The sequence below is a fragment of the Corynebacterium minutissimum genome, assembly GCF_016889765.1.
GTDB lineage: Bacteria > Actinomycetota > Actinomycetes > Mycobacteriales > Mycobacteriaceae > Corynebacterium > Corynebacterium minutissimum_B.
This window is the reverse complement of the sequence record NZ_CP069533.1, coordinates 1,395,238-1,417,607: the sequence shown is the minus strand read 5'-3', so window position 1 is coordinate 1,417,607 and position 22,370 is coordinate 1,395,238. Positions and strand designations below refer to the sequence as shown.

Below are 22,370 nucleotides of genomic sequence, written 5' to 3'. Positions count from 1 at the left end.
CTTTAACACGAGAAGCAAACTTGTCTCGACATATAAACACCGTCAACATTCCCCTGCCCAGGAATGCTGTAAACGTGGGCACTACAATCGGCGGCCATGATTGAAGTCGCAGCCGTCGTCATCCGCAACCCGCAAGGCCGCGTGCTCACCGTGCGCAAAAAATCCTCAACCAAATATCAACTGCCCGGCGGCAAGCCTGAAGCGGGCGAGGCGCTTGTCGACGCCGCCCTGCGCGAAGTCGCCGAAGAAGTAGGCCTCACCCTCGACGCCGAGAGCCTCAACAAACTCGGCACCTTCGACGCCCCCGCCGCCAACGAACCGGGCGAAGTCGTCGTCGGCACCATCTTCACCTGCACGCGCACCGTCACCACCGACGAACCCCATGCCGCCGCCGAGATCGGCGACACCGCCTGGGTCGACCCAGCAGCACCCGACCGCGAGCTTGCGCATCTGTTGCGTGACCGCGTCTTCCCTGCGCTGGCCTAGCAGCCTCCCCCGAGCATCCGGGCCATCACTTCTCAAGCCTGCCTCAGCGGCGTCAAACTCCCCAAAGACTGGTGGTGGGCGCTCATTGTCATCACGAGCCTCGCAGCAGCAGCCCATGTCCGCGCCCACTTCCTCGGCAGTGAATTCTGGATCAACTGCTTAGGCATGCTCGCGCTCTCGACCGGCGTACTCGTCCTGACACTAGTATTGAACTAGGCGACCAATGATTCTTCGGAACTGCCCTGCCCTATTTCGCCATCAAGCACATTCGCCCGATAATTACTTCTTTTTCATCCCCCACTTCACCACGCCGTTCGTTGCTTCGGGAAGTGGCTGCGGGGAATAGCACTCATGAATTTTGGCGAGAACAAAGTATCCGGAGAAAGGGATTTGTTCACAGTGGACTTTATCTTCTGAATCCCACGCGAAAGCATTCAAGTCATACCAAGCCTTGAATTGTCGCTGCAGGCAATCGTAACCATTAATTCCAAAGAAACTGCACAGCTCAGCAATTGTAAATTCAGCTACAACGCTTTCTTCATGCAGGCGAATTCGGACAAAGTTTTCATCGGGATCGATGCTCGCGTCACTTTCCACATCCCAAATTGGCCCTTTTAGTAACTCCATGACGCTCCCAGCCAGCACGGATTAAGCTCAGTGCCTTCATTCTAAGTTCTCCGCTCACAGGCTACCGGCATACGAAGCGACTGAAAACGTACAATCCCGAACCACCGGTGAAACGATGAGTCGGGTTCTGGAGTTTGCGGCGACGAGAGTGTCTGGTTCGGAGACATCGAACCTCTGCGACTTTCCGCACCGAAGCGACGGCTGCTGAAGATAGGCCCGTGTGAGGCCCAGCTCTGCTGCTTCTAGCGCTTTCAGGAGCAGTTCTAGAACTGTGTCTCAACCTATAAGCAACAGCTGAGGTCGGAACTAAGTCTCAGTTATCGTGTTCAAAGTCCGCATACGGGGCACAATCTCGGCCCGCACAGTTGCCTGCCCTGAGGAGTATCCGTGACGTTGCGGCTACCCGATATTCGGGCTCCAGCCCACAGTCCTTGGTTTCACACACCTGTCGCTGTCGTTCACGGTGAATAAGGGCGAAAAATTTCAAATTTCTGGCCCTTATCTACCGTGAATGTGGCCTTAGCCTGAATGCCGGCTCCGAAAACGTAAAGTCTCGAGACACCACCGGAACGATGTCTCGAGACTTGAATTTTGCGGAGACGAGAGGATTTGAACCTCCGGACCTACGCAAGTAAGTCAACTCCTTAGCAGGGAGCCCCATTCGGCCGCTCTGGCACGTCTCCAGCGATTCGCAATGAATCGTCCATCACTCTACCTGAGCGCTTCCCCTAGGGACAAAATGGGGCTTCCCTATTCTTTCCCTGAAGCGCCGCATGCAGCTTAAGGGCAACGTAGAGAGCCGCGCAGCGCCAGCCATCATCCAGCACGCCAGGCCCGAGAATCTCACGCACGCGGTCTAGGCGGTAGTGCAGCGTGGCGCGATGAATGTAGAGCGCAGCGGCGGTCGCAGAGACGTTGCGGGAATGCTCAAAATAGGTCAGCAGAGTGTGCCAATAGGAGTTGCGGGGGACGTCGAGAAGCACGGCGGCATCGGGGCTCATCTCCACCACCGTTGCTGGGGTCAGCTCCCACCCACGCAGCAGCCGCCACGCGCCGGCCTCCTCCCAGCGCAACGAATCCTGGCCGCAGAGCTTGGCCACGTCCGCCATGAGTCGCGCCAGCGGGGCCGTCGGTGCCGAGCCGCGGGCGACCACCTCGGCGCCGGCGACGAGCGCAGCACTCTGTAGCTCCTCCATGAGGGCCTCGGTGTCCTTGTCATCGCGGCGGCACTCGACAAGCACGAGGGAATCGTGGGAATCCGCCACCAAGAAAGGCCGGCGCGCCAGTGGGCGGGCAAGTTCCACGGCTACCGCGCGCTGATCGCCCTCCACCAGCACGCGATGCACGGTCAACTCACCATCGTTAGGCAAAAGATCGCGCTCCCGCGCACCCGCCAGCGCGGCTGGATCACCGGTGAGCACCTCGCGGGCCAACTCGCCGAGCTGTTGGGCGCGGGCGGCGAGGGGAGCATCGCGTTCGTCGATAAGCCTGGCCAGGGGCGCAAGCAACGAATCCAGACGGGCCAAGGGGGCGTCGCCCAGCGCGGGCTCATCAATAATCCACAGGTAGCCCACCAGCCCGTCCTCGTGACGCAAGGGAATGACCACGCGGGGCAGCATGTCATAGCGCGGGTTGGCGGGCAGGCGTACCGGTAGGGTCGCCTCCTGAATGCCGAAACTCAGCATCCACGGGATGGGCTCCGGGGGCGGGGTGCGGTTAAGGATGGAAGCGGCGCGGTTCTTATCGATGGCACCGATCTGCGCACTGGCGGCAATCACCGCGATGGCGGGGGTAGTCACCTCAACGGAGCGCTGCAGGATCTGGGCGCATTCGTCGACGATATCTTGGATGCTCGTCAGCTGCGGGGGTGTCACTTTTGACATATGTCAAAGATACTTACGAATATTGTCTGATGACAAACAAAACTGTGGTACGTAATAATCTCCTACAGTTCAATGACTCACGTCACAGATATACGTTCATGAAGGGCGTCTACATGACCACAACCAACAAATCCGTCAGGGCACAGGACGTTGTCGCCAGCGACAACGCCAGTGCAGACGACGGCCTGCAGCGCGGCATGAAGTCGCGCCACCTGCAGATGATCGCCTTCGGCTCGTGCATCGGCACGGGCCTCTTCTTGGGCTCCGGCGCCTCCATCCAGGAGGCCGGCCCAGGTGTTATCGCCGCCTATGCCATCGGCGGCTTCATCATCTTCCTCATCATGCGCATGCTCGGCGAGATGGCCGTGGAGCACCCCGTCGCCGGTTCCTTTAGCGCGTATGCCCGCGAATACATCGGGCCCATCGCCGGCTTTGTCACCGGCTGGAACTGGTGGTTTACCACCATCGTCGTCGGCATGGTGGAGCTCACCGCCGCCGGCACCATCATGGATTTCTGGTTCCCAGGAATCCCGCACTGGCTCACCGCCCTCGTCGCGCTCGTTATCGTCACCGCCATCAATTTGGTGCACGTCGGTGCCTTCGCCGAGGCAGAATTCTGGCTTTCCCTCATTAAGGTCGCTGCGCTCATCCTCATGATCATCGTCGGCGCGGCCATCGTCTTTGGCCTCACCCCGGAGCCGGCCCTGGGCTTGAGCAATATCACTGAGCACGGCGGCTTCTTTCCGAATGGTATCGCCGGTGTGCTCTTCTCCCTCGTCGCGGTGATTTTCTCCTTCGGCGGCATCATCTCCATCGGCACCGCCGCGGGCGAGGCGCAAGATCCCGCCAAGAGCCTGCCCAAGGCCATCAACAACGTCATCTGGCGCATCCTCATCTTCTACGTCGGCGGCATCGGCATCATCGTGCTGCTCGCTCCATGGAACGAACTCGATACGTCTACCTCGCCCTTCGTGCGCGCGCTGAGCACCCTGGGCATTACGGCCGCCGCCACGGGCCTCAACCTCATCGTGCTGGTCGCGGCCGTCTCCGTGTTCAACACCATGACCTTCTCTGGTGCGCGTATGCTGCGGGATCTCTCCCGCGGCGGCCAAGCTCCTCCCTTCTTCGATTCCGTCAGCGCCAAGGGCGTGCCGGTTCGCGCCTTGCTCTTCAACTCCCTACTCATGGGCTCGGCGGTGTTGCTCAACTTCCTCTTCGAGGGGAAGATCCTGCTGGTTCTCCTCGCCATCATCGTGGGCGCGGAGCTCATCTCCTGGTCCGCCATTGCCGTAGCGCACCTGAACTTCCGCAAGCGCTGCCCGGATGCCGCTTTCCGCGCGCCCCTCTACCCCATCGCTAACTACCTGTGCTTGGGCTTCTTCGCTCTCGTCATCGCTTTGATGTTCATGCTGCCGGACTACCGCACCGGCGCGATTGTCCTACCCTGTTGGATTGTGACCTTGGCCCTCATCTGGCTGGGCAAGAAGCGCCACGACGCCCGCACTAAGTAATTAAAGAAGAAAAGGACTTCCCTCCATGCAGACCACCATTGGTGATTTCATCCTGGACCGACTCAAGGCCATCGGCATTACCGAAATCATCGGCGTGCCCGGTGACTTCAACCTGAGCTTCCTCGAGCAGATTGAGGCCGCTGAGGGCATCCGCTTCGTCGGTGCCTGCAACGAGCTCAATGCCGCCTATGCCGCCGACGGGTATGCCCGCCAACGCGGCGTAGGCTGCCTGCTCACCACCTATGGCGTGGGCGAGCTTTCCGCGCTCAACGGCATCGCTGGTGCCCGCGCTGAGCACGTCCCGCTGGTATCCCTCGCCGGCGCACCACCCCAGTACGCCACGGAATTCCGCTGGAACCTGCACCACTCGCTTGCCGACGGCGACTTTGCCAACATGCTGGATTCCTTCGCACCCTTCACCGAAGTGGCCACGCGTGTGTCCCCCATGAACGTGGTCGAGGAATTCGACCGCGCCCTGCACACCTGCCTGCGCGAAAAGCGCCCGGTGCACATCCAGATTCCTTCCGATATCACTCACCTGACCATCGAGGTCCCCGACGAGCCTTTCTCCACCGAGCTCGCCCCCTCCGATCCGGAGCGCCTCAACGCCGCCGCGGATTACGTGCTGGAGCACCTTGCTAAGGCCGAGGACCCGATCATCCTCATCGATCAGGACACCAACCGCCACGGTTTTACGGAGAAGCTCCGCGCCATCATCGACAAAGCCCAGCTGCCTTACTCCCAGCTTTCCTCCGGCAAGGCCATCTTGTCTGAGCGCCACCCGCTGTTCATCGGCACCTATAACGGCGCAGCATCGGCGCCGGGTGTGCAGGAGCGCATCGAAAAGTCCGACTTCCTGGTCACCACGAACCCACGCTTCATCGAGGTCAACTCCGGTTCCTTCACCCACAACCTGGCTGATGCTCGCGTCTACAACTTCGGCGACCAGCACGTCAACGCCGACGGTGAGTTCTTCGTGGGCATCAATACGCTGGAGCTTCTCGACGTCCTCCTCGACCGCATCCCGGAAGCCGAGACGTCGCCAAGCGCAGCCTTCGAGCCCGAGCCCTTCGAGCCGAACCCGGATGCCCCGCTGACTCAGGAGCGCATCTGGCCGCAGATGCTCGGCTTCATCCAGGAAGATGACGTGGTCATCGCTGAAGCCGGCACCTCCAATATTGGCTTGGGCCAGCAGCGCATGCCCGAGGGCGTGCAGTACATTAACTCCACCATCTGGGGTTCCATCGGCTTTACCCTGCCCTGCGTGCTCGGCTCGCAGCTGGCCAACCCGGAGCGTCGCCACGTCCTCTTCATCGGTGATGGCTCCTTCCAGCTCACCGCGCAGGAGCTGTCCACCATCCTGCGCCAGGACCTCAAGCCCATCATCGTGCTGGTCAACAATGATGGATACACCATCGAGCGCTACATCCTGGGTATGGAACGCGAATACAACGAGATTCAGATGTGGGACTACACCGCACTGCCTAAGGCCTTCATGAAGGACACCACGATGGAGTCCTACGTGGCCTCGACCGAGGGCGAGCTGGCGCAGGCCTTGGAGGACATCGCCGCTCATCCGGAGCGCGGTGCCTTCCTTGAGGTGCGCCTCGATCCTTTCGACGCGCCGAAGGGACTTCAGGCCTTCGGGCCGCAGACCGCTGACTTCGACTTCGGGCCTCGTGGCCCCCGCAACGCCTAAGGTGGAGAACATGATTCGACCAGACCTTTCCTCCCTACCTGCCTACGTTCCCGGAAAGAACGCCGAGCACGCCTTGAAGCTCTCCTCCAATGAGGCAACTCAGGAGCCGCTGCCCGGCGCGCTCAAGGCCATGGAGGCTGCTGCCGCTCACGTCAACCGCTACCCGGATATGGGAGCGGTGGAAATCCGCAAGGCACTCGCCGAAAACCTCGGCGTCACCCCGGAACAGGTCACCACCGGTGCGGGTTCCTCCGCCATCTGCCAGCAGCTGGTACAGATCACCTCGGTGCCCGGTGATGAGATTGTCTTCCCGTGGCGCTCCTTCGAGGCTTATCCCATCTTCGCGCAGGTCGTGGGCGCTACCCCGGTCAAGGTCCCGCTCACCGCGGATCACCGCGTGGACTTGGAAGCCATGGCGGCTGCCATCACGGACAAGACCCGCCTGATCTTCGTGTGCAACCCCAATAACCCCACCGGCTCCATCATCACCAAGGAAGAATTCGACGCCTTCCTAGCCAAGGTCCCGAAGGACGTCATCGTGGCGCTCGATGAGGCTTACATCGAGTACAACCGCAACGACGCCGTCCCGCTGGCCACCGACTATGTCCACACCCACGACAACATCATTGGCCTGCGCACCTTCTCCAAGGCCTATGGCCTGGCCGGTGTCCGCTTGGGCTATGCCTTCGGCAACGCCGAGATCATCGAGGCGCTGAGCAAGGTGTCCATCCCGTTCTCCGTGAACTCCATCGCGCAGGCAGGTGCTGTGGCTTCGTTGGCCGCCCAGAAGAAGCTGCGTGAGCGCACCGACGAAACCGTGGAGCAGCGTGACCGCCTAGTGGAGCACTTCGCGGACTTTGGCGTACCGGAATCCCAGGCCAACCACATCTGGTTCGCGGCAGACACCATTGCGAAGTTGGGATCCCCGCAGGAAGTCGCTGCACAGCTCGCGGAGAAGGACGTCCTCGTCCGCGCCTTTCCCGAGGGAGTGCGCGTAACCGTGACCACAGCTGAGGAAACCGACGTCCTGCTTAAGGCGTGGGACGCTGCCTTCGCTGCAGAGGAGTAGTTTCCGCGCTAGAGTGCAGTTGTGAAGACATTTATCAATTTTGCACTCAACGTCATTGCCGTCGCGGTGGCCTTCTGGGCCGTGGTAGCGATTGTCCCCGGAATCGACATCGTTCCTGCTAGAACCCAGAGTTTCCTGCTCATCGCGGCGGTCTTCATCATCGTCAACGAGGTCGTCACCCCGGTGCTCCGCTTCCTCGGCGCACCGCTGACCTGCCTCACCCTGGGCCTCTTCGCGCTCGTCATCAACGGCGCGGTCCTGCTCCTCGTCAGCGCGCTGATGGATTCACTCGTCATCGACGGCTGGGGTGCTGCCATCATCGGCGCGGTTGTGCTCGCGATTGTCTCCGGCGTGGTGAACTTCTTCACCAGCCCGCTGCGCAGCCGAAACTAACCACCAGCGAAGGGTGGGAGGACATCGACGCGGGAGGCGTCGGAAAGCACGGCGTCCTCGGTAGCGCTCGCGCCATCTACCAGGAAGGTGCAACGCTCCAGCACCTCCGCAAAGCTCATGCCAGCCTCGGTGCTGCCGGTATGCCGAGCACGCAACACTTCGAGCAACTCCCCCAGCGTCGCCGCCTGCGCTGTGTCCTGCGCGCGCCCCGCGGCGGCGCGGGCTGCGGCAAAGTAATGTATATCAACCATAGTTGCCACTATGCCAGCCTCCGTGACAGGAAGGAACCCAATGCGCACCTATGAGGAGCACTTCGCCGCCGTTCGCGCGGCCCTTCCGCAGCCTCGCGCGGTCTCCACTCCCCTAACCAGCGCCTTCGGCCGCCGCGCCGCCGCGACGTACCGTGCGGAGCAGGACCTTCCGCCTTTCGATAATTCGCAGATGGATGGCTATGCGCTTCCCACATGTGACGGCGGCACCTTCACCGTCGGCCGCACTATCGCGGCGGGGGACGTTCCTGGTGAGCTGACAGACGGCGTAGCCGTGCCGATTATGACCGGGGCGAAAATCCCTGAAGGCACCGCCACCATCGTCCCCGTCGAGCACTGCGAGCCCCCACACTTCCCGGAAGAAGGCGCCACGGTCACTGTGCCGGCAGCTCCTGAGCAGTTCATCCGCCGCGCGGGCTCCGATGTCAAGGCCGGCACAACCCTCATCAATGAGCACGCGCTTCTCGACGCCCCCTCCATCGCCACCCTCGCCTCCCAAGGCCTGACCGAGGTCCTCGCCTTCGCGCCCGCCCGCATCCTTATCTGCACCGGCGGCGCAGAAATCGGTGGCGAAGGCGAGGCCACCATCCCCGATTCCAATGCACCGATGCTCGCAGCTTTGGCCAGGCAGTATGGCATCGACGTGGCTGGCTTCGTGCGCACGAACGACGATCCTTCTGCCCTGCGCGCGGACCTCGCCGAAGCAGTCATTACCCATCGCCCCGATGTCATCGTTACTTCCGGCGGCATCTCTCACGGAAAATTCGAGGTCATCCGCCAAATCTTTGAAGAGGATGGCTGGTTCGGCCACGTGGCGCAGCAGCCCGGCGGCCCGCAGGGCCTGTCCCGCCTTGGCGACATCCCCGTGGTCTGCTTCCCCGGCAACCCCATCTCCACGCTGGTGAGCTTCCGCCTCTACCTGGCACCCGTCCTTGGCCACACGCCGGCTCCTTTCCACGCACACCTGGTGGAACCCACGGATGGACTCAACAACCGCGAGCAGTTCCGCCGCGGAATTATCAGTATTTCCGATGGCACAGCAACTGCCTCCTTCCTCGGCGGCACCAGCTCCCACCTGATGTCCCAGGCCATCGGCGCTACTACCCTCATCCGTATCCCGGCTAACACGCAGCTTTCAGCCGGCGACCTCGTGGAGGTGTTCCCGCTCTCATGACCCGCCGCGCACTCGTCATCGTTGCCTCGACCCGCGCCGCCGCCGGCGAGTACGAGGACCGTTCCGGCCCCATCTTGGTGAACTTCCTCCGTGAACAGGGCTTCGATACCCCGGAGCCTGTCGTCGTCGCGGACGCCGACATCGACGCCGCCCTCTCCCGCGCTTTTGCCGATGCCCCTTCGGTTATCCTCACTTCCGGCGGCACTGGCATCACACCGGATGACCGCACCGTCGAAGCGCTCACCCCACACCTTGAGCGCGAGCTCCCCGGCCTGGCCCATGCCTTCTACGCGCACTCCGTCGGCATCCCCACCGCGGCGCTCTCGCGTACCGTTGCTGGCGTATCGCACAAAACCTTCGCCATGGCCCTGCCCGGCTCCACGGGTGCTGCCAAAGACGGCTGCGCGGTCCTCGAACCGGTGCTTAACCACATCATCAACCAGTTGGAAGGCCTTCATGAGCACTAACTTCGGCTTACTCGGCGCCCGCATCAGCGCTGAGCCCATCTCCGCCCCGGACATCGCCACCGCTGAAACCGGCGCCGTCGTTTTATTCGACGGCATCGTGCGCAACCACGACTCCGGCCGCGGGGTCAAACTCCTCACCTACACCGCGCATCCCAGCGCCCAAGAAGAGATCGAACGCGTCGCGGCTGACGTCGCCGCCGCCTTCCCTGCCGTGCGCCTGTGGTGCGCGCATCGCACTGGAGCACTGGAAATCGGCGAGTCCGCCTTCATCGTCGCGGCCGCCTCCGCGCACCGCAAGGACGCCTTCGAGGCCGCCTCGACCTGCGCCGACCGCGTCAAGGCGGAAGTCCCCATCTGGAAAGAGCAGCTTCACACCGATGACACCACCACCTGGGTAGGCCTGGAATGAACCGCTGTACGCACTGTCAGCATTCGGCGTGGTTTGAGATGCCTGGATTCACGGCCAAGTGGGACAGTTAATCCGCGTTCGCCACAGAAGCAGCGGCAATGGAAGGGCCAGCTGCTCTTGAGGCGGCATTATTAGCTTGGGGTGCTGTATCAGGCGGGCCGATCGGAGCTGCTATTGCTGGCGCTGCCGGTCTTCTTGGAGAAGCTTACTTTGTCGATCTTGCTGCTAAAATCACAGGGGCGGTCGCGCAGGGTAAAGGTATTACCTGGTACTCTAAGTGGATATTTCCGCCAATTACCGTAGAGATTGAGGATGACTAATGCGGATGGATAAAGATCCAAAGTTTATTCGCTTTCCAGAAACTCTGTGGGCTTTTGTTACTATATTCCCCTCGGATATTATTGAGAAATATGGAGTTGAACACTTTTTCAATTCTGAATATTTGTGGATCTATTCAATATTGGGAGTAATCCTTTTTGGTATCTCCATGATCATGGGTGAAAAAGCGGGATCTCCTTGGATGCATCGCGTGCGTTCCATTTTCCTCTTTGCTGCAACGATAGCTATTACAGCTTTCTTCCCTAGCTTGGTTGGGCGAATAGTCGTGGTGTTCCTAGCTATCTGCTACTTTTTCTGGCCCAATAACCATATAGTCTTCCGTCAATCAGCGGCATGATCGGTATTTTAAGTGGAGCTAGCAGCCTATTAATCGCTTGATAAAGAGTGATAGGATCTTGCTAAACTGTCTTCCAAAATTTGGCCACAGCACTCATGCGGGTACTGTGGCCAAATTGGTGCATCTATCAAAAAGGGTACATAAGGGTTAAGTAGCTCTTAACTATGGAGTTGTGACGCCTTGAGAGTGCCAGGGAGATTTGGATTCAGAATCCCGCCACAAAGAGTTATTGAAATCAAGGCAAGCCCACGAAAAGCTCGGAGAACTTCAGAATGAGCTCACGCTACGCACGCCAGGAAACCCTCTGGGGAACCTCCACTCAGCAACGGCTTCGCGCTTCCACAGTCGCGGTCATCGGCGCCGGCGGCCTGGGCTCGCCTGCCCTGCTCTATCTCGCAGGCGCGGGCGTGGGGCGCATCCTGCTTTTCGACGACGACCTCGTCTCCCTCTCCAACCTGCACCGCCAAGTCATCCACAGCACAGCGACCGTAGGCCAGCCCAAAACCGAATCCGCCGCCGCGGCCTTGAACGCCCTCAACCCCGAGTGCACCGTCGAGCAGTTCTCGCGCCTCACACCTGACACCGCCCTGGCGCAACTGCGCGGCGCCGACCTCATCATCGACGGCACCGATAACTTCTACTCCCGCCACCTAGCCTCCTGGGCCGCCCATGAGCTGGGCATTCCGCACGTGTGGGCGTCACTCCTGGGTTATGACGCGCAGCTCACCGTCTTCCACTCCGGCCACGGCCCGGTCTACGAGGACCTCTTCCCCACCGACCCGCAGGTGCCTTCCTGCTCGCAGGCCGGCGTGATGGGCCCGGTCGTCGGTGTGGCCGGCTCCGCCTTGGCGGTGGAGGCGCTTAAGCTCCTCACAGGTATCGGCACCCCGCTCATCGGCACGCTGGGCTACTACGATTCCCTCGCCGGGACCTGGGAATACATCCCCGTGCGCGCAGGCGGCGCCACCCCGGCACGCCCCGACAACCCCACCGACGTCCGCGAGATCCCTGAGGACGCCACGCTCATCGACGTCCGCACCGCTCCCGAACGCGCCACCTCCCTTATCCCCGGCTCGCAGCACCTTCCGCTCGATGAGATCCTCGCTGGCCACAACCCGCCCCTAAACTCTGAGGACCTCGCCGTCCTCTACTGCGCCAGCGGCCTGCGCTCCGCCCAGGCCGTCGAGGCCTTGCGCGCCCGTGGCTTCAGCAACGTCTACTCGCTGCGCGGCGGCATCGACGCCTGGCAAGAACACATTTCCGAGCTCGAGACCGAGGCCGCGGCCGCCCACCGAGGCGATCTGGAGACCATTTCTCTTGAAGAACTAGAGGCTGAATGTGGCGTGGAAGATTAGCTTCACGCCGCGCGGTGCGAAGGCCTTCCGAAAGTTAGACAAGCCAACGCAGAAGAGAGTCAGCAGGTTTCTTCGCAAAGTGGCAGAACTCGAAGAGCCGCGCTCGAGCGGCAAGGGTCTCATGAGAGATTAATCCGGTCTGTGGCGCTGGCGAGTCGGGGACTACCGCGTTATCGCGCCAATATACGAAAACACGGTCGCGATCACCGTTGTTGACCTAGGTCACCGACGCGAAGTCTACGATTAATCAGCCAGCGGGTCAGTTCCGCCGAGCTTCATCTCGAAACGCTCATAGTCCTCTAGGTTCGCAAAGTGCCGCGAGTAAAGATCGCAATCGCGGTCTACATAACCATAGAGAGCTGGCGCGACATCCACGATGTGCCGTACCTTCACGTCCACACCATCAGCCTGCTCATTCGCCATGGACTCGACGCGCTCTCGGGCCTTCTCGTCCGACTCCGCATACACAATGTAAAAGTCCTCGCGGAAGAAGCTTTGGGCAGGTGAATTGGACTTTTTAGCAAGCTCCATCACGACAATTCCAACATAAGGTTCCATTGCCGGCTACTGTCCTTTCCGGTTCTTCGTCAGCTTAGACTCGACTCTACCTGCTCACCCCAGACCATGTAACGCGGAAAACTCAGCCCGTCGCCTTGAAAGCTCACCGCCATGCGGACCCGCCAGTATTACGTCGCCACCACTGCTGTGTATGCTCTCACGCCAGGGGTAAAATTGCAGCGCCGGGACTCGGTCCCAGGTCCCATCCCAGACCGCTTCGATCCGAAGTCTTTCCTCAACGCAACGACCCTGATGTGCACCATAGCGCTACCGCTGCAGGTGTCACCGTCTTCTACTCCGCGCAAGCAGTCGACGCCCTGTGCGCCCGCGGCTTCAGCAACGTCTATTCACTGCGCGGCGGCATCGACGCCTGGCAAGACCACAACACCCCTTAGCCCAAATCTTTGCTCATCCTCCACCCCACATGGCATCTTGCAAAAGGCCCCATCCGCATGCCTTGTAAGCTCACTGCCATGAGGATCCGCCACTATTACGTCGCCACCGCTATCGTGTGCGCTCTCACGCTGGTGTACATGCTGCTGCGCTGGGACTCGGTCCCCGATCCCATCCCGGTCCACTTCGATGTCTCGGGCCACCCGGACCGCTTCGAGCCCAAGTCTTTCGTCAACGCAACGGTCCTGGTGTGGATCGGCGTGGTGTTCGCCATCGCGCTGCCGTTGTGCGTGCCGCCGATCTCGCTGGCGCGAAAGACAACACAGGTTCCGGCGGAGTCAGCGATTCCTTTCTCCGAGGCCACCGCCCAGCGCGCGGAGCTTCTCACCGAAAAGACCGCCACGTTCATCGCCCAGACAGTGTTCGCCATGACGACCTGCGTGTGCCTCACCGCGGTCTGCACGGTGGTACCGGACATCCCGTTCTCGGGCCTTCTTCTCGTAACCGCATGGGTGGGCTTCTTCCTGTTCGTCATGATCGGGGTCATCCGCTTCACGCTATCGGTTCAAAGGTCCGTGAAAGCCATACCCACCGATCATGATGAACAGACTCGTAACAAAGCACTCCGCTTTGCCGGTGGCATGGGCATCTATAACGAACCCACAGACCCCATGTGCATGGCAGTCTTTTCCACGAATCCTTCGAAGCTGCAGATCAACACCGCGCACGAACCAGGCCGGCGCTACCTATGGCGCATGGGCATTGCCCTTGGCGCATCCATAGCGTTCTGCGTGCTCATCGCCGTACTCTAGATGCATGGAGCACCTGTTTGAGCGCGCGCACTCGATTCTTTCTGATGCCACCCACGTCGAAGTTTTCACCGGCGCGGGTATGAGCGCGGACAGCGGCATCGCCACGTACCGCGATGCGCAGACAGGCATCTGGGAGAACGTGGATCCGGTGGCGATGGCGTCGATAAGCGCATGGCGTAATGAACCAAAGCCCATGTTCGCCTGGTACCTGTGGCGCGCCCAGCTGGCGCAGCGGGCCGCGCCCAACGCCGGGCACCGCGCAATTGCCGCCGCACGCGACATGACGGTGACCACGCAAAACATCGATAACCTGCACGAGCGCGCCGGTAGCCAGGACGTGGTCCACCTGCACGGCTCCTTGTTCGCCTTCCGCTGCACTGACTGCGATGCGCCATATGGCGAGGACATTGCGCTGCCGAAGGAACCGGTCGAAAGCATCACTCCGCCCGAGTGCCCCGTGTGCGGCGGGCTCGTGCGCCCGGGCGTGGTGTGGTTCGGCGAAGCCCTGCCCGACGACGAATGGGCCGAGGCCGAGCACCGCATGTCCACCGCGGACGCGCTGCTCATCGTGGGTACCTCCGGCGTGGTCTACCCCGCCGCCGGCCTGCCACAGATTGCCCACGTGCGCGGCATCCCCATCGTGGAAGTCACCCCGCAGCCCACGGACCTTTCACCGCTTGCCAGCGTGGTGGTCACCGCCACCGCAGCGGAGGCGCTGCCTCGCATCCTGGCGGGGCGGATCGATGGCAAAGACGAGTAGCAACCAGAAATCCCGCGGCCCTTGCCCACCAAAATGTACAAGATGTACATTTTCAGTATGAAAACGATGTCAGTGGCGTCCAGCCAATTCCGCCAATCCCAAAGCCAATTTCTTGACGAGGCACAGCACACACCCGTCGCCATCACTAGTCGTGGAAGCCGTGTTCGCGCTTTTGTCGTCTCTCCTTCGTTTTTCGCCCGCGCAGTTGAAGCACTAGAAGATCGCGAAGATATTCAAGCCGCAGAGAGTGCCCGAGGAGAGTCCGTAGAGATTTCACATGAAGACCTTAAAAAAGAACTCGGTCTCACCTAACCACAACCATTATTCCCCCGAGAGGAGAAGACCCCATGCTCTACCTAGTTCCAGGCGCATTAGCCGGGATAACTTTTTATGCCATTCTCGCAGCAGTGAGCTGGGCTATCGAGAAAGCTTGGCCGCAATGCCACCTTGGAGCGCATAGCCGGTTGGTCATCCACTGCCTTGTCGCGATTGCATTTTCGATTTTCCTCGTCGTGGCTGGCGGCGGCGGAAACTCGGCCACCCACCTGCAAATTAGCGGATTCCTACTGGCTGGATGCGTTCTGAGCTTCGTTACAGCCGCATGGGACAGGAGCAAAGCCGCTACAAATGACCCCCAAAAACAGTTGGCGGAGGCGGCGGGATTTGAACCCGCGGTGAGTTTCCCCACGCTGGTTTTCAAGACCAGTGCATTCGGCCGCTCTGCCACGCCTCCTCGTCACGCGTCAGCATGCACCGCGCGCAACACGTTCAGAGTACTAGACTCCGTCGCCGGAGAAGAATTCGGCTCAACACGTCACCGATAATGGCCTCACAACCGCAGGTTCGCCAGTGCTACTCGTCGTGCTGATTACTTTGCGACGCCGCGGGTGCGCCATCCGACTCCTCATGCTGAATGCGCGAGACATGCAGCCGGGCGTGGGCGATGGCGTCGAGAGTGTCGTCAAAAACGTGATTCTCGTGCGCAAGCTGGTCGAATACGCCGAGTTCGCGCAACACCGGAACATGTTCGGGCTTCGTGGCTGAGAGTAGGACCCGGGTGCTGTTACGTTCAAGGCGCCCGATCGTGTCGGCGAGCATCTGGGCGCCAGTGGCGTCAATCGTCGTGACGTAGCGCATGCGAAGCACGACAACCTTGACCGACGAGACATCAGCGAGCCCCAGGAGGAAATCGTGCGCTGCGCCAAAGAAGAGTGGGCCTTCCAAGCGGAAGGCGGCGATGTGCTCGTCGAGGAGTTCGCGTTCCTTGTCGCGGTGGTCTCCTGTCTCCAGCGGGGCAGCTTCTAACACCGCAGTGCGGGCGGTATCGCGCAGCGCGAAGAAGCCCGCTATTACAAGGCCGATGAGCACGGCGACGACAAGGTCGAACACGACGGTGGCGGCAGCCGTGATGAGCAGGGTAGCCCCGTCACCCTTGGTGGCGCGTATCACCGAGCGGATGTTCCGCGGGTGGATCATCTGGATCGCAGTGGCGATAAGCACGCCGGCAAGCGCAGCGAGAGGAATCTCGCCCACCCACCGGGCCGCGACGAGCACTGCGACGAGCAAAAGCAGCGAATGGAACACCGCTGCCAGGCGCGTACCGGCGCCGGCCCGCACGTTGACGGCAGTTCGGGCGATCGCGGCTGTTGCGGGGATCCCGCCGAACAGGGGCGCGACGACGTTGGCCACGCCCTGCCCAAAGAGCTCGCGGTCAGGATCGTGCCGGTCGCCGACAGTCATTGCGTCGGCAACCGTCGCTGACAGCAACGATTCCAATGCTCCGAGCGCTGCGACGGCGACCGCCGCCAGCAGCAAGGAATCCAGGTGCTCCCACGGGATTTGCGGCCAGCGCGGAGCAGGCAACGTCGACGGGATGTAGCCGATTGTCTTCAGGTTACTGTCTGCCAGCATGTTGATGGCCGTCGCGGCAGCTACCAAGACCAGCGCCGCGGGAAAGCCACTACGAATGCGGGCAGCAACCACGATTCCGGCCGCCACCGCGAGGGTCATAAAGGGTGCCTGCCATGCCGGGGCATCTAACCAAGCTTTGATTGCGTCCCACGCCAACCCAAGGACCTTCTCGCCGTCCACGTCAACACCGAGTGCTGCAGGTAGCTGTTGGAGGGCGATGATCACCGCAATACCGGCTGTGAAACCTTCGACGACAGGCAACGGCATGTATTTCATCGCGCGGCCAGCGCCGGTGAATGCCAGCAAGAGCAGCATGAGCCCCGCCAGCACGCCAACGACGAGCACCCCATCGGCACCATGGTCGGCCACGATGGGGATTAACACGACGGTCATTGCGCCGGTCGGGCCGCTTACCTGGACGTTGCTACCGCCGAAGACTGCGGACAGGATGCCCGCGACGATGGCCGTCGTAATTCCGGCTGCCGCGCCGACACCAGACGCGACGCCGAAGCCGAGCGCCAGCGGGAGTGCGACGAGGGCCACCATGAGGCCGGCAGAGAGGTCGCGCCCGATCGTCGCGCGGGACCAGTCCGAGCGGCGCGGTGCGAAACGCAGGGCACGCGATCGGATGCCCACCTTAGAGACGGTGGAGGGGTAGGTCATGCTACTTTCTTGCTCCTTAGAGGCTCAACGACATCCAAAGGATACACATGGCGCCATCCTTCGACGGGCCGCATTCGCTTTTCTGCCCGATGCCGCATGTTGACGGATTCCCACCACACCCCAACCCTTCGGCACTAACTTGAGCCAAGTCAGGGTTGAGCAAAGCACCCGACACCACTTACTGAAAACCATTGCCGCACACGTCCTCCTCTGGTTTACTCGGGACCATGCAGACAGTAGATACCCTCATCATCGGCGGTGGCGCGGCCGGCCTGCAGGCAGCCCTGGTCATGGTCCGCGCCCGCCGCAGCGTCCTTGTTGTTGATTCCTCCACTCCCCGCAACCGCTTTGCCCACGAAATCCACGGTGTCATTGCCCTCGAGGGCACACCACCGCTTGAGTTCCAGGAGCGCGGCAAGGAACAGCTGCGCAGCTATGGCGCACAAATCGTGAACGCCACTGTGGATTCCGTCACCGATAATGACCGCACGCTCACCGCCACGTTGAGCAACGGTGAGACCATCGCTGCCCGCTCTATCATCGTCGCCAGCGGCGTGGACGACGAGCACCCAGCTATCCCGGGCCTGCAAGAAAACTGGGGAAATACGGTCCTCCACTGCCCCTACTGCCACGGATACGAGGTGGCGGACAAGAAGCTCGGCGTGCTCTACATCGGCGAGTTCTCCTTCCACCATGCCGCGGTTCTGCGCCAGTGGTCGAAAGACATCACCTTCTTCACCAATGGTATGGAATTCACCGACGAACAGCGCGCCGATCTGACCCGGCGGGGCATTGCGCTTATCGACGGCCCCGTCACCGCCTTCCAAGACGGAAAAGTCCTGCTGGAAAACGACGAGCATGCCGTCGATGCACTGTTTTACATGCCCATTCCCCGCCCCCACGATGAGTTCCTCGCTGACCTCAACCTCAAGCGCCACAGCCCGCCGCCGGCGATGGGCGGCAGCCTGATCGAGGCTGATCTCACCGGTGCCACCAGCCACCCGCGCGTCTGGGCGGTGGGCAACGTGGTCAATCCAGGCGCACAGGTGGCGATGGCCATGGGCCAGGCCAATGCTGCTGCTATTACGGTCAACGCCTTCCTCGTCGAGGATGATTGGATTTAAGTACGGTGGTGTGGCATGAAAGCCATCATTCAGACCAATCCGGAAGACCCGAGCTCGCTGGAGCTGGGAGACACCGACAAACCTCAACTCCACGACGGCGAAGTCCTCGTTAAGGTCAAAGCCGCCGGCGTAAACCGCGCCGACCTGCTCCAGGCCTGCGGGCACTACCCACCGCCGCCAGGCGCTTCGGAGATTATCGGCCTCGAAGTTGCCGGCGAAGTCGTCGACGCGGGCACCACCGACGTCGAGGTGGGCTCCAAGGTCGGCGCGCTGCTCGCCGGCGGCGGCTATGCCGAGTACGTGGCCGTGCCCGAAGGCCAGCTACTGCCCATCCCCACCGGCTATTCCTTTGCCGAGGCCGCATCCGTCATCGAGGTGGCCTGCACGGTCTGGTCCAACATCGCCATGGAAGCCGGCCTTAGCAAAGGCCAGACCATCCTCATCCACGGCGGCGCGGGCGGTATCGGCACCTTCGCTATCCAGGTGGCGAAGAAACTGGGCGCCACCGTCGCCGTCACGGCTGGTTCCGATGAGAAGCTCGAGACCTGCAAGGAACTCGGCGCGGACATTCTCATCAACTACAACGAGCAGGATTTCGCCGAGGAACTGAAGAACCAGTGTGATGTCATCCTCGACATCATGGGCGCGAAGTACCTCAAGAAAAACCTCATTGCGCTGGCGCAGGGCGGCCACATGGTCACTATCGGCATGCAGGGCGGAACAAAAGCCGAGCTCAACATGGCTATCCTGCTGAGCAAACGTCTGACCCTACATGGCACCACGCTGCGCTCCCGCTCGTTGGAGGGCAAGGCTGCCATCATCGCCGACACCGTCAAGAATGTCTGGCCGTGGCTGGAAGATGGCAGTGTCAAGCACCACCTGCATCGCACTTTTGCGCTTGCCGACGCCGCCGAAGCCCACAAAGCCCTCGACTCCGGCGAGGTCACGGGCAAACTCGTCCTCGAGGTCTAGACTCCCTCGTTGAGGTTCTAGGCCAAGGAGGCCACGACGCGAGTCAGGTGCTCGATGTCCTGGTACGTGCTGAAAGGGCTTAGAGAGACTGTCACGGCGCCGCCGACCTCGTCCACGCCCATCTCCGTGAGCAAGGGGGTGTGCGGAGCGATGGTAGTCACCAAACCATTGTCGAAGAGGCGGCGGTGAATCACGTCCGCGGGTACGTCGCGCACGGCGAAGGTAAGCCGCGGGAGGCGGTCATCGGAGGCATCGGCAGCCGCCTCGCCTGTTACGCCCAAGATGTGGACTGCCGGCAGGGTGCCCAGCAGGCTATAGAGATCACCGCAGAGCTCCTCCATGTAGGACGACAGTGCATCGAGCGAGCGCCCCAGGCGCACGCGGCGCGAACCGCGTTCGCCGCCGGCCAGGGCAGCGAGGTGATCCGCCAGCGGCCCCACGCCACCGGCTAGGCCCGGCGAGACCGGGCCTACCACGAGGTCATCGAGGCGGCGGAACATCGCGGTATCACGGAAGACCAGAGCCGCCAACTGCGGCCCGCCCAGTGTGCCTAGGTCCACGCCGAGAATATCCGCACCCACAGAGTCGAATTCGATGCGGCGGTAGGGGGTGATCGAGGAGACGTCGACAAGCGCCCAGGCTCGGGAACGCTCATGGACCGCATCAATAATGTCCGCCGTCGGCGTGACCGTGCCCAGCAGCTCATGCGCGGCGGGGAAGGCCACGAACCGCGTGGAACCATCGACCAACTCGGCGTACTGGAACGCCGGCAGCTCACCCGTGCCCAGGTCTGGCTGCGCCCAGCGGATGTCTGCGTCTAGATGCGCGAATGCCCTGGAAAGCTCTGGGGGGTCGAGGCGCGAGAGCACCACTGAGGACTGGCGGCGTACAAGCGGACGCAACGCTGCCGCCAGGGACTGGTAGAGCACCGGCAGGGACGGGCCGAGGATGACCCGGTCTGCCGTCGCACCCGTGAGATCGGCCACGGCTCGGCGCGCGGAGGAATACATATCATCCGCCAGCAATTCGCCCGGCGCGCGGCGAGCCGAGTGCGCGCCCACGGTGTCCTCCTGCGGCTTCACCGTGGCGGACGTGCGGAAGGAACGGGCCACGCCCGACGCCACGCGCTCCGCAATCTGCGGCGCGGCATGCGCGTTGAGGTAGGTCCAGCCATCGGACAGCCCAGTGTAAAGACCTCGCACACTGGCGACGTCATACTGCTGCGTCATGCTGCGGCCCTTTCTCATATCGTCCGATCGACTCCCTACTCTATACTCCCCACGTAAATCTTTCCTAACCCGAGATTTTCCCAGCTCGTCGATGTTTTCGCAGGTGGCGGGCGTGTGTGTAGGTGTTTGGCGGACGTGCGCGCTAGGGTGAAGGGCGTGCAAGACAAGAAAAACCTGCGTGACGACGTCGCCCGCATGACCTCCGCGCCTGCACCCGGCGAGGAGCCTGCCTCGCGTTCCATGACCATGTCGGCGGCCTTCGCCGACCTGTTGCAAGGCGCTCGCCAGCGCGAGCTGTGGTTCAAGCTGGGCATCCAAGACATCAAGCAGCGCTACCGCCGCTCGGTACTGGGTCCTTTCTGGATCACCATCGCCACCGGTGTCATGGCCGCGGCCCTGGGCCTGCTGTACTCCATGCTCTTCCAGATCCCAGTGGCGGAGTTCCTGCCCCACGTGACCGTGGGCCTGATCATGTGGAACTTCATCTCGGGTGCCATCAAGGAAGGCGCCACCGTCTTCATTGAAAACGAGGGTCTGATTAAGCAGCTGCCTGCGCCACTTTCGGTCCACGTCTACCGCCTAGTGTGGCGGCAGACCCTCTTCTTGGGCCACAACCTCATCATTTGGCTGCTGCTCATCATTATCTTCCCGCGCAGCCTGGGCTGGGAGTTCTTCCTGTGTATCCCAGCCTTTGCACTCCTGCTGGTCAACGGCGTGTGGGTCGCCATGTTCTTCGGCATCATCGCCACTCGTTTCCGTGACGTCGCCCCGCTACTGGAGGCTCTGACACAGCTGCTCTTTTACGTCACGCCGATCGTGTGGATGACGAGCACGCTCAAAGAACAGGGCGAAGCCGTGGCGAGCCGTGCGCGTATTGCGGAGCTCAACCCGCTGTATCACTACATGGAGATTGTCCGTGGCCCGCTCATCGGTGTGCACGTGCCGGCCTATCACTGGTTCATCGTCATGGGCTGCACCGTCGTCGGCCTGCTCATTTCCGGTTTGGCCATGCGTCAGTGGCGCTTCCGCGTCTCCTACTGGGTCTAGAAAGGATTGTCCATGGTTTCCATTGATACGTATAACGCTTGCGTGGACTTTCCCATCTTTGATGCCAAGTCCCGTTCGCTGAAGAAGGCAATGCTCTCCACCGCTGGTGGCTCCATTGGCAAGAATGACCAGAACGTGGTCATGGTTGAAGCACTTAAAGACATCAACCTCCACCTGCGCGAAGGTGACCGCGTGGGGCTCGTTGGCCACAACGGCGCGGGTAAAACCACTCTGCTGCGCCTGCTCTCCGGCATCTATGAGCCGACTCGCGGCGCGGCCGATGTGCGCGGGCGCGTGGCTCCCGTCTTCGACTTGGGCGTGGGCATGGACCCGGAGGTCTCCGGCTACGACAACATCATCATCCGCGGCCTCTTCTTGGGCCAGACCATCAAGCAGATGAAGGCCAAGATGGATGAGATTGCCGAGTTCTCTGAGCTGGGTGATTACCTCTCCATGCCGCTGCGCACCTACTCCACGGGTATGCGCGTGCGCCTGGCGCTGGGCGTGGTGACCTCCATTGAGCCGGAGATCCTGCTTCTCGACGAAGGCATTGGCGCCGTCGATGCCGCCTTCATGGCCAAGGCCCGCGTGCGCCTCCAGGACCTGGTGAAGCGCTCCGGCATCCTGGTTTTTGCTTCCCACTCCAATGACTTCTTGGCGCAGCTGTGCGATACCGCGCTGTGGATCGACCACGGTCAGATTCGGTCGGTGGGCGAGGTCTCCGACGTCGTGGGCGAGTACGAGGGGCCCGAGGTTGGCGAGTATGTTCGCGATCTGCGCAAGCGCTTCGATAACGAGGAGAACGCCTAAGTTTCCGTGAAAACAGGCAACTATTCACTTGTTTTCACGAAATCCTCGCTGTTCCTACTGCCCTAGCTGCCAA

At 61.6% G+C, this 22,370-nt stretch carries 27 protein-coding genes and 2 tRNA genes; 21 read left to right on the top strand and 8 right to left on the bottom strand.

Annotated features, from left to right (window positions below; translation table 11 throughout):
• Positions 1 to 96: 96 nt before the first annotated feature.
• Both I6J26_RS06580 and I6J26_RS12900 read left to right on the top strand, forming a co-directional pair.
• Positions 97 to 486: an NUDIX hydrolase gene (locus I6J26_RS06580; protein ID WP_115020981.1), complete on the top strand. Its 390-nt coding sequence runs from the start codon at positions 97 to 99 to the stop codon at positions 484 to 486.
• A 15-nt stretch (positions 487 to 501) separates the two neighbouring features.
• Positions 502 to 702 carry a hypothetical protein gene (locus tag I6J26_RS12900; RefSeq protein ID WP_115024205.1) on the top strand — a complete coding sequence of 67 codons (201 nt, stop codon included), beginning with the start codon at positions 502 to 504 and terminating at the stop codon, positions 700 to 702.
• A gap of 63 nt (positions 703 to 765) precedes the next feature.
• On the opposite strand, the gene I6J26_RS06575 is transcribed toward I6J26_RS12900, so the two are convergent.
• The 3 genes from I6J26_RS06575 to I6J26_RS06565 form a co-directional block, all read right to left on the bottom strand.
• Positions 766 to 1,113 (bottom strand): hypothetical protein, encoded by a 348-nt coding sequence (locus I6J26_RS06575; RefSeq protein WP_147279300.1) that lies wholly within the window; start codon positions 1,111 to 1,113, stop codon positions 766 to 768.
• Between the two features lie 594 nt (positions 1,114 to 1,707).
• Positions 1,708 to 1,796 (bottom strand) — tRNA-Ser (locus tag I6J26_RS06570).
• A 45-nt stretch (positions 1,797 to 1,841) separates the two neighbouring features.
• Positions 1,842 to 2,996: a PucR family transcriptional regulator gene (locus I6J26_RS06565; RefSeq protein ID WP_115020979.1), complete on the bottom strand. Its 1,155-nt coding sequence runs from the start codon at positions 2,994 to 2,996 to the stop codon at positions 1,842 to 1,844.
• A 113-nt stretch (positions 2,997 to 3,109) separates the two neighbouring features.
• On the opposite strand from I6J26_RS06565, the gene I6J26_RS06560 reads away from it, so the two are divergent.
• From I6J26_RS06560 to I6J26_RS06545, 4 genes are read left to right on the top strand one after another with little or no spacing between them, the layout of a single operon-like run.
• Complete coding sequence (locus I6J26_RS06560; protein WP_239121738.1) at positions 3,110 to 4,507, top strand: amino acid permease; 1,398 nt, start codon at positions 3,110 to 3,112, stop codon at positions 4,505 to 4,507.
• Positions 4,508 to 4,532: 25 nt separating this feature from the next.
• Positions 4,533 to 6,206 carry an alpha-keto acid decarboxylase family protein gene (locus I6J26_RS06555; RefSeq protein ID WP_115020977.1) on the top strand — a complete coding sequence of 558 codons (1,674 nt, stop codon included), beginning with the start codon at positions 4,533 to 4,535 and terminating at the stop codon, positions 6,204 to 6,206.
• 10 nt (positions 6,207 to 6,216) lie between these two features.
• Positions 6,217 to 7,275, top strand: coding sequence for a histidinol-phosphate transaminase (gene hisC / locus I6J26_RS06550; protein ID WP_115020976.1), 1,059 nt, complete (start codon positions 6,217 to 6,219; stop codon positions 7,273 to 7,275).
• Positions 7,276 to 7,296: 21 nt separating this feature from the next.
• Complete coding sequence (locus I6J26_RS06545) at positions 7,297 to 7,668, top strand: phage holin family protein (protein WP_115020975.1); 372 nt, start codon at positions 7,297 to 7,299, stop codon at positions 7,666 to 7,668.
• Here I6J26_RS06545 and I6J26_RS06540 read toward each other — a convergent pair.
• The gene (locus tag I6J26_RS06540) at positions 7,665 to 7,919 is read right to left on the bottom strand and encodes a MoaD/ThiS family protein (RefSeq protein WP_115020974.1); all 255 of its coding nucleotides are present in this window, start codon (positions 7,917 to 7,919) and stop codon (positions 7,665 to 7,667) included. The genes I6J26_RS06545 and I6J26_RS06540 overlap by 4 nt on opposite strands.
• A 40-nt stretch (positions 7,920 to 7,959) precedes the next feature.
• Between I6J26_RS06540 and I6J26_RS06535 the strand changes: the two genes are divergently transcribed.
• The 7 genes from I6J26_RS06535 to I6J26_RS13000 all read left to right on the top strand — a co-directional run bounded on the left by I6J26_RS06535 (position 7,960) and on the right by I6J26_RS13000 (position 12,265).
• Positions 7,960 to 9,111 carry a molybdopterin molybdotransferase MoeA gene (locus I6J26_RS06535; protein ID WP_115020973.1) on the top strand — a complete coding sequence of 384 codons (1,152 nt, stop codon included), beginning with the start codon at positions 7,960 to 7,962 and terminating at the stop codon, positions 9,109 to 9,111.
• On the top strand, positions 9,108 to 9,578 hold the full coding sequence (locus I6J26_RS06530; protein WP_115020972.1) for a MogA/MoaB family molybdenum cofactor biosynthesis protein: 471 nt from the start codon (positions 9,108 to 9,110) through the stop codon (positions 9,576 to 9,578). The genes I6J26_RS06535 and I6J26_RS06530 overlap by 4 nt, the downstream gene beginning before the upstream one ends.
• Positions 9,568 to 9,987: a molybdenum cofactor biosynthesis protein MoaE gene (locus I6J26_RS06525; protein ID WP_115020971.1), complete on the top strand. Its 420-nt coding sequence runs from the start codon at positions 9,568 to 9,570 to the stop codon at positions 9,985 to 9,987. Before I6J26_RS06530 ends, I6J26_RS06525 begins: the two co-directional genes overlap by 11 nt.
• A gap of 98 nt (positions 9,988 to 10,085) precedes the next feature.
• Positions 10,086 to 10,307 carry a hypothetical protein gene (locus tag I6J26_RS06520; protein WP_115020970.1) on the top strand — a complete coding sequence of 74 codons (222 nt, stop codon included), beginning with the start codon at positions 10,086 to 10,088 and terminating at the stop codon, positions 10,305 to 10,307.
• A gap of 5 nt (positions 10,308 to 10,312) precedes the next feature.
• Positions 10,313 to 10,663, top strand: a complete 351-nt coding sequence (locus I6J26_RS06515; protein ID WP_147279299.1) for a hypothetical protein — start codon at positions 10,313 to 10,315, stop codon at positions 10,661 to 10,663.
• A 272-nt stretch (positions 10,664 to 10,935) separates the two neighbouring features.
• On the top strand, positions 10,936 to 12,018 hold the full coding sequence (locus I6J26_RS06510) for a ThiF family adenylyltransferase (RefSeq protein WP_239121737.1): 1,083 nt from the start codon (positions 10,936 to 10,938) through the stop codon (positions 12,016 to 12,018).
• Between the two features lie 139 nt (positions 12,019 to 12,157).
• Positions 12,158 to 12,265, top strand: coding sequence for a type II toxin-antitoxin system RelE family toxin (locus tag I6J26_RS13000; protein WP_343215974.1), 108 nt, complete (start codon positions 12,158 to 12,160; stop codon positions 12,263 to 12,265).
• On the opposite strand, the gene I6J26_RS06505 is transcribed toward I6J26_RS13000, so the two are convergent.
• A complete protein-coding gene (locus I6J26_RS06505; protein WP_070670858.1) occupies positions 12,262 to 12,576 on the bottom strand; it encodes a DUF4288 domain-containing protein in 315 nt (104 codons plus the stop codon). The two genes, I6J26_RS13000 and I6J26_RS06505, sit on opposite strands and share 4 nt — an antisense overlap.
• A 254-nt stretch (positions 12,577 to 12,830) precedes the next feature.
• Here I6J26_RS06505 and I6J26_RS06500 point away from each other — a divergent pair, with 254 nt between their 5' ends.
• The 4 genes from I6J26_RS06500 to I6J26_RS06485 all read left to right on the top strand — a co-directional run bounded on the left by I6J26_RS06500 (position 12,831) and on the right by I6J26_RS06485 (position 14,853).
• The gene (locus tag I6J26_RS06500; RefSeq protein WP_181815321.1) at positions 12,831 to 12,971 is read left to right on the top strand and encodes a rhodanese-like domain-containing protein; all 141 of its coding nucleotides are present in this window, start codon (positions 12,831 to 12,833) and stop codon (positions 12,969 to 12,971) included.
• A gap of 78 nt (positions 12,972 to 13,049) precedes the next feature.
• Positions 13,050 to 13,781 (top strand): DUF1648 domain-containing protein, encoded by a 732-nt coding sequence (locus I6J26_RS06495; RefSeq protein WP_115024203.1) that lies wholly within the window; start codon positions 13,050 to 13,052, stop codon positions 13,779 to 13,781.
• A 4-nt stretch (positions 13,782 to 13,785) separates the two neighbouring features.
• Positions 13,786 to 14,541, top strand: a complete 756-nt coding sequence (locus I6J26_RS06490) for an NAD-dependent deacylase (RefSeq protein WP_115020968.1) — start codon at positions 13,786 to 13,788, stop codon at positions 14,539 to 14,541.
• Between the two features lie 42 nt (positions 14,542 to 14,583).
• Positions 14,584 to 14,853 carry a type II toxin-antitoxin system Phd/YefM family antitoxin gene (locus I6J26_RS06485; RefSeq protein WP_239121736.1) on the top strand — a complete coding sequence of 90 codons (270 nt, stop codon included), beginning with the start codon at positions 14,584 to 14,586 and terminating at the stop codon, positions 14,851 to 14,853.
• A 333-nt stretch (positions 14,854 to 15,186) separates the two neighbouring features.
• Here I6J26_RS06485 and I6J26_RS06480 read toward each other — a convergent pair.
• Positions 15,187 to 15,274, bottom strand: a tRNA-Ser gene (locus I6J26_RS06480).
• 119 nt (positions 15,275 to 15,393) lie between these two features.
• The gene (locus tag I6J26_RS06475; protein ID WP_115020967.1) at positions 15,394 to 17,115 is read right to left on the bottom strand and encodes a SulP family inorganic anion transporter; all 1,722 of its coding nucleotides are present in this window, start codon (positions 17,113 to 17,115) and stop codon (positions 15,394 to 15,396) included.
• A gap of 227 nt (positions 17,116 to 17,342) precedes the next feature.
• On the opposite strand from I6J26_RS06475, the gene I6J26_RS06470 reads away from it, so the two are divergent.
• Together I6J26_RS06470 and I6J26_RS06465 are read left to right on the top strand one after the other, a co-directional pair.
• The gene (locus tag I6J26_RS06470; protein WP_115020966.1) at positions 17,343 to 18,239 is read left to right on the top strand and encodes an NAD(P)/FAD-dependent oxidoreductase; all 897 of its coding nucleotides are present in this window, start codon (positions 17,343 to 17,345) and stop codon (positions 18,237 to 18,239) included.
• Positions 18,240 to 18,254: 15 nt separating this feature from the next.
• Positions 18,255 to 19,211, top strand: coding sequence for an NAD(P)H-quinone oxidoreductase (locus tag I6J26_RS06465; protein WP_115020965.1), 957 nt, complete (start codon positions 18,255 to 18,257; stop codon positions 19,209 to 19,211).
• 17 nt (positions 19,212 to 19,228) lie between these two features.
• Here I6J26_RS06465 and I6J26_RS06460 read toward each other — a convergent pair whose 3' ends face one another.
• A complete protein-coding gene (locus tag I6J26_RS06460) occupies positions 19,229 to 20,440 on the bottom strand; it encodes an aminotransferase class V-fold PLP-dependent enzyme (protein ID WP_115020964.1) in 1,212 nt (403 codons plus the stop codon).
• Positions 20,441 to 20,635: 195 nt separating this feature from the next.
• Between I6J26_RS06460 and wzm the strand changes: the two genes are divergently transcribed.
• Together wzm and wzt are read left to right on the top strand one after the other, a co-directional pair.
• Entirely contained in the window at positions 20,636 to 21,487 is an 852-nt protein-coding gene (gene wzm / locus I6J26_RS06455) for a galactan export ABC transporter permease subunit Wzm/RfbD (protein WP_115024201.1), read from the top strand.
• Between the two features lie 12 nt (positions 21,488 to 21,499).
• Positions 21,500 to 22,297 (top strand): galactan export ABC transporter ATP-binding subunit Wzt/RfbE, encoded by a 798-nt coding sequence (gene wzt / locus I6J26_RS06450; protein ID WP_115020963.1) that lies wholly within the window; start codon positions 21,500 to 21,502, stop codon positions 22,295 to 22,297.
• The last annotated feature ends 73 nt before the right edge of the window (positions 22,298 to 22,370 follow it).

Bases quoted from the DNA above. Each gene is read 5' to 3' on its own strand.
- I6J26_RS06485 (WP_239121736.1), top strand. From the start codon at position 14,584: ATGTACATTTTCAGTATGAAAACGATGTCAGTGGCGTCCAGCCAATTC.
- wzm (WP_115024201.1), top strand. From the start codon at position 20,636: ATGACCTCCGCGCCTGCACCCGGCGAGGAGCCTGCCTCGCGTTCCATG.
- I6J26_RS06465 (WP_115020965.1), top strand. From the start codon at position 18,255: ATGAAAGCCATCATTCAGACCAATCCGGAAGACCCGAGCTCGCTGGAG.
- I6J26_RS06580 (WP_115020981.1), top strand. From the start codon at position 97: ATGATTGAAGTCGCAGCCGTCGTCATCCGCAACCCGCAAGGCCGCGTG.
- I6J26_RS06505 (WP_070670858.1), bottom strand. From the start codon at position 12,576: ATGGAACCTTATGTTGGAATTGTCGTGATGGAGCTTGCTAAAAAGTCC.
- I6J26_RS06510 (WP_239121737.1), top strand. From the start codon at position 10,936: ATGAGCTCACGCTACGCACGCCAGGAAACCCTCTGGGGAACCTCCACT.
- I6J26_RS06525 (WP_115020971.1), top strand. From the start codon at position 9,568: ATGAGCACTAACTTCGGCTTACTCGGCGCCCGCATCAGCGCTGAGCCC.
- I6J26_RS06515 (WP_147279299.1), top strand. From the start codon at position 10,313: ATGGATAAAGATCCAAAGTTTATTCGCTTTCCAGAAACTCTGTGGGCT.
- I6J26_RS06555 (WP_115020977.1), top strand. From the start codon at position 4,533: ATGCAGACCACCATTGGTGATTTCATCCTGGACCGACTCAAGGCCATC.
- I6J26_RS06530 (WP_115020972.1), top strand. From the start codon at position 9,108: ATGACCCGCCGCGCACTCGTCATCGTTGCCTCGACCCGCGCCGCCGCC.
- I6J26_RS06460 (WP_115020964.1), bottom strand. From the start codon at position 20,440: ATGACGCAGCAGTATGACGTCGCCAGTGTGCGAGGTCTTTACACTGGG.
- I6J26_RS06575 (WP_147279300.1), bottom strand. From the start codon at position 1,113: ATGGAGTTACTAAAAGGGCCAATTTGGGATGTGGAAAGTGACGCGAGC.
- I6J26_RS06565 (WP_115020979.1), bottom strand. From the start codon at position 2,996: ATGTCAAAAGTGACACCCCCGCAGCTGACGAGCATCCAAGATATCGTC.
- I6J26_RS06475 (WP_115020967.1), bottom strand. From the start codon at position 17,115: ATGACCTACCCCTCCACCGTCTCTAAGGTGGGCATCCGATCGCGTGCC.
- I6J26_RS06535 (WP_115020973.1), top strand. From the start codon at position 7,960: ATGCGCACCTATGAGGAGCACTTCGCCGCCGTTCGCGCGGCCCTTCCG.
- wzt (WP_115020963.1), top strand. From the start codon at position 21,500: ATGGTTTCCATTGATACGTATAACGCTTGCGTGGACTTTCCCATCTTT.
- I6J26_RS06520 (WP_115020970.1), top strand. From the start codon at position 10,086: ATGGAAGGGCCAGCTGCTCTTGAGGCGGCATTATTAGCTTGGGGTGCT.
- I6J26_RS06560 (WP_239121738.1), top strand. From the start codon at position 3,110: ATGACCACAACCAACAAATCCGTCAGGGCACAGGACGTTGTCGCCAGC.
- I6J26_RS06540 (WP_115020974.1), bottom strand. From the start codon at position 7,919: ATGGTTGATATACATTACTTTGCCGCAGCCCGCGCCGCCGCGGGGCGC.
- hisC (WP_115020976.1), top strand. From the start codon at position 6,217: ATGATTCGACCAGACCTTTCCTCCCTACCTGCCTACGTTCCCGGAAAG.
- I6J26_RS06490 (WP_115020968.1), top strand. From the start codon at position 13,786: ATGGAGCACCTGTTTGAGCGCGCGCACTCGATTCTTTCTGATGCCACC.
- I6J26_RS06470 (WP_115020966.1), top strand. From the start codon at position 17,343: ATGCAGACAGTAGATACCCTCATCATCGGCGGTGGCGCGGCCGGCCTG.
- I6J26_RS06495 (WP_115024203.1), top strand. From the start codon at position 13,050: ATGAGGATCCGCCACTATTACGTCGCCACCGCTATCGTGTGCGCTCTC.